Genomic DNA, 5,418 nt, shown 5'->3' on the forward strand with positions numbered 1-5,418 from the left:
CGGCACAGGCGGCGGTGCAGCGCGCCGCGAGCGAGCTGGGCTACGTCGTCTCCTCCAGCGCCTCGGGACTGGCTTCGGGGCGCACCCGGAATATCGGCGTCCTGGTTCCGGTGATCAACCACTGGTTCTACGCCAGCGTGCTGGAGGGGATCTGCACGGCCCTGATGCGCGAGGGCTATGACACCACGCTCTACCAGCTCACCAAGGATCCGGGCCAGCGCCACCAGATCTTTTCCGATTTCCTGCAGCGCCAACGGGTGGATGCGGTGATCGCCGTGAACGTGGAGCTCAGCGAGCAGGAGCTGGTGGCGTTGCACGCACTGAACAAGCCCCTGGTCGGGGTGGGCGGACCCCTGCCCGGCGTACCCACCCTGCACGTGATGATGAGGCGGTCTCCACCCTGGGCACCAACCACCTGCTGTCCCTGGGCCACGTCCGGGTCGGCTACATCGGTGGATCCTCGGAAACCGACCTCGACTTCCGCGTGCCCTCCCATCGGCGCATCGGCTACGAGCGTGCCCTGGCCGAGGCGGGGGTCGACGTCGATGAGCAGCTGTGCGTCAGCGCGGACTTCACGATGGGCCAGGGCTACACGGTGGCCAAGCAGCTGCTGGGCAACCCGGCGACCCGGCCCACCGCCATCTTCGCCGCCAGCGATGAAATGGCCATCGGGGCGATCCTCGCAGCCCGCGACCTGGGCCTGAAGCTGCCACAGGACCTGTCGGTGGTCGGCGTGGATGACCATGAACTGGCCGAGCTCTTCGGGCTGACGACCATCCGCCAGCAACCGCACCAGCAGGGCGAACTTGCCGTGGCCATGCTGCTGAAGGCCATCCGCGGCGAGGCGCCGGCACGGGCGCACCACCTTGAGCACCAGCTCATCGTGCGCAGCTCAACCAGCCGCCGGGCCACCGACGCCTGAAGCTAACGCGCCCCGCGCGGAAGGGTGCCGATCTGCTGGTCATTCGCGTCGAAGACCAGCAGGGAGCCGTCCTGGATGGTTGCGTGGTCGGCGGTGCTCAGCCAGGTGTCCACGCCACGGCAGTACATCATCGTGCTGGCCATCGCGCTGAAGCTGATCTTCTCGGCCTCCTGGCTCCAAGTGGACATCAGGTTGTTGCAGCCATCGCTTCCGGCCACCTTGCCCTCATTGGACAGCTCCAGCCAGGGCTGGCCCTGCTCCTGTTGTCCCCACAATCCCGTGGGGTCCTCCGGCTTCCCGCCGGAATTGGCGCAGGAACTGGCCAACATCATCAGCGCGCCGACCGCAAGCAGAACTGGAATTCGTCTCATGCCCTCACGCTACTGCGTCTGCCGGCCGGTAACCAGCAACAGTGTGCACTGGCGTACGGCGCCACTGCCAGCCCCTTCAGGGGCAATGCACAACTTGTCCGACTAGGCTGAGAAGCATAGGAGTTGAGACTTTCAGTTCTTTCGACTGAAAAGTCGCCGCTACCTCCCAAGGACTTAGCACTTGAGTAGCATCACTTCCACCCTGCCCACTGCTCCGCCGGCCAAATTGGTGCGGCCCGGGGATCCCAAAAGCTTCTTCCACGTCAAGGCCCTGGTCAGCGACGCGGGACTCAATGGACGGCGCCGCGGCCACTACCTGGGCATGGGCCTGGTCCTGCTGGGTCTGCTCGGCGGGACCATCACCGGGTTCATCCTGCTCGGTGACAGCTGGTTCCAGCTGCTGATGGCCGGGGCGCTGGGAATCCTGCTCACCCAGTTCGCGTTCCTGGCCCACGAGGCCGCGCACCGCCAGATCCTCTCCTCCGCCAAGACCAATGACAAGCTCGGACGCCTGCTGGCCAACGGCGTGGTCGGCATCAGCTACCAGTGGTGGATGAACAAGCACAACAAGCACCACGCCACGCCGAATACTGTGGGCAAGGATCCGGACATTGAGTGGGACACCATCTCCTTCCAGCCAACCGACGCCCAGCGGCAAAAGGGTCTGCTGAAGTGGATCACCGAACGCAGGGGTATCTGTTCTTTCCGCTGCTGACCCTGGAAGCTGAACCTGCATTTTCAGTCCATCAAATACCTGTTCGTGGCCAAGCGAGTGAAAAACCGCAGCCGCGAAATCACCGTGATTGCCTTGCGCGTGGCCATCTATCTGGCCCTGGTCTTCGCCTTCCTTCCGATCGGCATGGCGTTCGCCTTCATCGGCGTGCAGCTCGCGGTTTTCGGCATCTACATGGGCGGCTCCTTTGCCCCAACCACAAGGGCATGCCCATGGTCCCGAACAACATGCGCATTGACTTCTTCTCCCGGCAGGTACTCACCAGCCGCAACGTCATGGCCAAGAGCCGGTGGGGCAACGAACTGCTCTCCATCATCTACGGCGGGCTGAACTACCAGGTCGAACACCACCTGTTCCCCTCGATGCCGCGGGCCAACCTCGCCGAGGTCTCACGGATTGTGCGCGCTTACTGTGCCGAGCACCAGATCACCTACACGGTGGCCTCGGTGTGCCAGTCCTACGCGCAGGTCATCCGATACCTGAACAAGGTTGGACTCTCGGCCCGCGATCCCTTCGACTGCCCCATGGTGTCCGCCTACCGGCAGTTCTAGTCCGAACCCCCGGGCGGGAAAGCTTCGGGCGGCTTGTTGCCGGCAATGTGCGCAGTTGCGTTCGAGAGCAGCGGTATGTCTGAAACACCCGGCGCATATTGCTGGGCGGGGTCGACCTCTTTGACCGACCGTCGAGCCCATAGTGACTAGTCAGGATATTTTCTGTGAGGTCTGTTGCAATCGACTGATCTGGGCAAGACTGGAACCATGACACAACGGGCGAACCAAAGATTCGAGAATCGGGAACAGGCCGGCACTTCTCTGGGGCTGGCGTTGGCAACTCGGCTGGAGGCCGGCGAGTACGTCGTGCTGGGGCTGCTGCGCGGGGGCGTGCCCATCGCCGCGGAAGTGGCCCGGGCGCTGGGCGCGGAACTAGGCGCGCTGGCCGTACGCAAGCTCGGGGTGCCCAGCAACCCGGAGCTGGCCTACGGTGCCATGGCCTCCTACCGCGGTTTCTCCGGACGCTACCTCAATGAGGGAATCCACCGTCGTGCCAAGGAAGGCTTCGGCAGCGCCCAGCTGGACCGGGTGGAGGCCGAAACCGAACAGGCGCTGGCCGAACTGGCCGAGGTGTTCCAGGAGTATTCACCGGACCTGGCCGGGCGGATCGTGGTGATCTGCGATGACGGGCTGGCCACCGGAGCCACCGTCAAGGCGGCGGTCGAACTGGTCCAACAGCTGGAACCCGAGCGGATCATCATTGCCGCACCGGTGGCACCCCCGGAGCTGCTCAACGAGTTGTCGCAGGTCGCCGACGAAGCCGTCGCCTTGCTGAAGCCAGGGGGTTTCACCGCCGTGGGAGCCTACTATGAGCAGTTCCAGCCGGTGGAGCGGGACCAGGTGCTCGCGCTGCTGCACAGCAAGGCGTGAGCCACCGGTCATCGGTCCTGGATGGTCCGAAGACGCTATGCCAGCAGGCGGGTCCTAGTGCCCCACCACGGTGGCGATCCCGTGCCCCTTGCGCTGGTCAATGATGGCGACCACCAGGGTCAGCACGACCATTACCGTGATGGCGATGAAGCCCACGGTCATGGCGGTGTTCCATTCGCCGGTCAGGTGCTGGGTGCCGTAGAAGATTGCGGTGATCACCGCGATCCCCACCGCGGTACCGATGCGCTGGGACGTCTGCATCAGACCGCCCGCACTGCCCGAGTTCTCCACCGGAACATCCATGAGGGTCAGCGCCTGGTTCGGGGAAATGATCGAACCCTGTGCCACGCCGATAAAGCTCAGCGTCAGCAGCAGCCACCAGATGCTCACCTGGTCCTGGGCGTTGAGCTCCACAATCGCAATGGTGGACACCAAGCCGACCAGTGCACTGAGGATGCCCCAGATCACCAGTCGCCGCCCGAACTGGACCACGTACTTGCCTGCAATATGGGAGCTGGCTGCGGAGGCCAAAGCGGCCGGAAGACCGACCATGCCCGCCTGCAGCGCGGTCAGTCCCTGGCCCTGCTGGACGTACACCGCCACCAAAACCCAGACGCTGGTCACGCCCATGAAGTAGAGCCGGCAATGATGTTGCCCAGGGTGAAGGAGCGGATCTTGAACAGCTGCAGGTCCACCATGGGTTCGCGGCCACGCCGCTTGTAGTTCTTCTCCCAGAGAATCCAACCGCCCAGCAGTGCAAAGGCGGCGGGCAGCAGCCACCAGGTCCACGGGGTCTCCCGGCCCTGGACGAAGGGAAGCATCAGGCCAGGATCGACAGGCCAAGCATGATGCTGCCCACCGGGTCGAGGTCCACCCCATGCCTGTGCTTCACCACGGCCGCAGCTGCGGCGTCCGAGGGGTCACTGGCAGGAACCTGAAGCTTGCGAAATAGCGGCCGCGGCAGCCAGCGCAGCGCCAAGACTATGGCCAGCAGGCCAATCGGCACGTTGACCAGGAAGGTGGAGCGCCACCCCAGGTCCTCCCCCAGTCCCTGCACCAGGAAGCCGCCAAGTACCGGGCCAATGGCAACCGAAAAACCGACCACGGTGCCAGAGCGCCGTAGGCACGGCCTCGTTCTGGCCCGTGGAAGTATTGCTGAATCATGCCCAGCACCTGCGGGTTCAGCAGGCCCGAGCCCAGGCCCTGGATGAAGCGGGCAATGTTCAGGCTGGTGGCATCGGGGGCAAATCCGGCCAGGATCGAGGAGAGCGTGAAGATGACCAGGCCGCTGAGGAAGATGGCGCCTCGCCCAAAGACGTCCCCGGCGCGTCCAGCGGCCACCAGCACCACGCCGAAGGTCAGGGCGTAGCCGGAGAGCACCCACTGGATATCCGATTCGCTGGCGCCCAGGGTGTTCTGGATGGCTGGCAGGACGACATTGACAATGCTCACTCCGACCAGGGACATGAACATGGTGGCCAAGAGGACCATCAGCACCCGCCAGCGGGTTGCCTCATCCATGGGTGCCTCACCGGCAGCACGATTCTCAGCCATTCCATCCCTTCACGACCACCTGCCGCTCAACGCCGGGATTACTTCCATAGGAAGGCTATCTGAAATGCTCCGTGCCGCCATGAACGGGGTCGAACTAGCCGACACATTGAGCCCAGACGATGCCACGTTCCTCAATGTGAAAAACGGGCGTCGGGACGAAAATGAACCTGGTGGTCGCGTTGGGGCCTAGCCTCGTACTGCTCAACTCCGTTGCGTCGGCAAATTATTCCCTGACCTGCTAACCAGTCATGAACCGCCGCAGGAAATGAGACCGACAGGGCGGGTAACTGGTCCCCGCCCTGCCGGACTGTCTAAACGGTCGCGCTCCCCTCGGCCGGCCACTGTGGTGCGGTCGGCTTCAGCTTGGCGCCGAGGCAGCAGTTCAGCGAGCACGCTCCACTGCCCGCAGCGAGCGGA

General features: G+C 64.2%; 7 protein-coding genes and 2 pseudogenes. 4 read left to right on the forward strand and 5 right to left on the reverse strand.

Going from position 1 to position 5,418, the window contains the following annotated elements:
* Positions 1–137: 137 nt before the first annotated feature.
* Both JCM19049_RS19340 and JCM19049_RS07590 read left to right on the forward strand, forming a co-directional pair.
* Positions 138–308, forward strand: a pseudogene (locus tag JCM19049_RS19340) (LacI family transcriptional regulator); the annotation flags it as partial.
* Between the two features lie 116 nt (positions 309–424).
* Positions 425–922, forward strand: a complete 498-nt coding sequence (locus JCM19049_RS07590) for a substrate-binding domain-containing protein (RefSeq protein ID WP_279402698.1) — start codon at positions 425–427, stop codon at positions 920–922.
* A 2-nt stretch (positions 923–924) separates the two neighbouring features.
* Here JCM19049_RS07590 and JCM19049_RS07595 read toward each other — a convergent pair whose 3' ends face one another.
* Entirely contained in the window at positions 925–1,254 is a 330-nt protein-coding gene (locus JCM19049_RS07595; RefSeq protein WP_279402697.1) for an META domain-containing protein, read from the reverse strand.
* Between the two features lie 220 nt (positions 1,255–1,474).
* Between JCM19049_RS07595 and JCM19049_RS07600 the strand changes: the two are divergent.
* Positions 1,475–2,577 (forward strand): annotated as a pseudogene (locus tag JCM19049_RS07600) (fatty acid desaturase).
* 207 nt (positions 2,578–2,784) lie between these two features.
* Entirely contained in the window at positions 2,785–3,447 is a 663-nt protein-coding gene (locus JCM19049_RS07605) for a phosphoribosyltransferase (RefSeq protein ID WP_054821285.1), read from the forward strand.
* A 54-nt stretch (positions 3,448–3,501) separates the two neighbouring features.
* On the opposite strand, the gene JCM19049_RS22435 is transcribed toward JCM19049_RS07605, so the two are convergent.
* The 4 genes from JCM19049_RS22435 to JCM19049_RS22450 are packed head-to-tail and all read right to left on the reverse strand — an operon-like array spanning position 3,502 to position 4,968.
* A complete protein-coding gene (locus tag JCM19049_RS22435) occupies positions 3,502–4,071 on the reverse strand; it encodes an MFS transporter (RefSeq protein WP_306420737.1) in 570 nt (189 codons plus the stop codon).
* Entirely contained in the window at positions 4,068–4,268 is a 201-nt protein-coding gene (locus tag JCM19049_RS22440; RefSeq protein WP_306420738.1) for a hypothetical protein, read from the reverse strand. The genes JCM19049_RS22435 and JCM19049_RS22440 overlap by 4 nt, the downstream gene beginning before the upstream one ends.
* Complete coding sequence (locus JCM19049_RS22445) at positions 4,268–4,504, reverse strand: hypothetical protein (protein WP_306420739.1); 237 nt, start codon at positions 4,502–4,504, stop codon at positions 4,268–4,270. The genes JCM19049_RS22440 and JCM19049_RS22445 overlap by 1 nt, the downstream gene beginning before the upstream one ends.
* Positions 4,429–4,968: an MFS transporter gene (locus JCM19049_RS22450; protein ID WP_306420740.1), complete on the reverse strand. Its 540-nt coding sequence runs from the start codon at positions 4,966–4,968 to the stop codon at positions 4,429–4,431. Before JCM19049_RS22450 ends, JCM19049_RS22445 begins: the two co-directional genes overlap by 76 nt.
* Positions 4,969–5,418 lie beyond the last annotated feature (450 nt).

This window comes from Arthrobacter sp. JCM 19049, from assembly GCF_001310435.1.

Bases quoted from the DNA above. Each gene is read 5' to 3' on its own strand.
- JCM19049_RS22450 (WP_306420740.1), bottom strand. From the start codon at position 4,968: ATGGATGAGGCAACCCGCTGGCGGGTGCTGATGGTCCTCTTGGCCACC.
- JCM19049_RS07605 (WP_054821285.1), top strand. From the start codon at position 2,785: ATGACACAACGGGCGAACCAAAGATTCGAGAATCGGGAACAGGCCGGC.
- JCM19049_RS07595 (WP_279402697.1), bottom strand. From the start codon at position 1,254: ATGATGTTGGCCAGTTCCTGCGCCAATTCCGGCGGGAAGCCGGAGGAC.
- JCM19049_RS22440 (WP_306420738.1), bottom strand. From the start codon at position 4,268: ATGCTTCCCTTCGTCCAGGGCCGGGAGACCCCGTGGACCTGGTGGCTG.